This is a genomic window from Frankia sp. CcMO1 (assembly GCF_977945845.1).
Window position 1 is genome coordinate 11,813 of sequence record NZ_CDWTMG010000144.1, and the last position, 686, is coordinate 12,498.

Here is a 686-nt window from a genome sequence, read left to right on the forward strand (position 1 = left end):
CGCAAGTTATTTCATTTCGACTCCTTGGTGGAACGAAACCATGAACTCGCTCGACTACAGGCCACCTTCATTGACTGTCTACCTGCCAGAGGTCAGACTGTCATCATCAATGGTCCGGTGGCCTGCGGAAAGACGGCTCTGCTCCGCGCCTTCACCGAGTACGCGTCAACCCAGGCGGCCCACACCCTGAGCGCCGCCTGTTCGCGTTCGGAGCAGTCCATCCCGCTGGGGGTCATCGCCCAACTGATGAGTCACCCAGGTCTGCCGGTCGACCGCCTGCCACGGCTGCCGCGGCCGCACGTGGACACCACCGCGGCCCCGTCGGGAACCGAGCCGCGGATGGATTCTATCGACGCGATCAACGCCGGAATAATGCACAGTACATGTACCGCTCTGCTCGAACTCGCCGAGCAGGCGCCGACGGTGATTACCGTGGACGACATCGAGTACGCGGACACTCTCTCGTTGCAGTGCATTCTTTATCTGGCCCGCCGGCTGTACGCGGCGCGCATCGTCCTCGTGCTGACTGACTGCGACCGAATTCCCTCGACGGATCAGGTGTTCCACACGGAGCTGCTCCGCCAGCCGCACTGTCATTCTCTTCGGCTGAACCGGCTGTCCCGGGACGGGACTGGGGAGATACTCGCCGAGCGCCTGGGTGGCTCGGCGGCCGAGCGGCTGGCGAC

The 686-nt window shown here is 63.7% G+C and carries 1 protein-coding gene; it reads left to right on the plus strand.

Going from position 1 to position 686, the window contains the following annotated elements:
- Positions 1–27: 27 nt before the first annotated feature.
- Positions 28–686 (plus strand): AAA family ATPase (locus AC08OU_RS16450; RefSeq protein WP_476605244.1); only part of this gene is annotated, 659 nt, incomplete at its 3' end.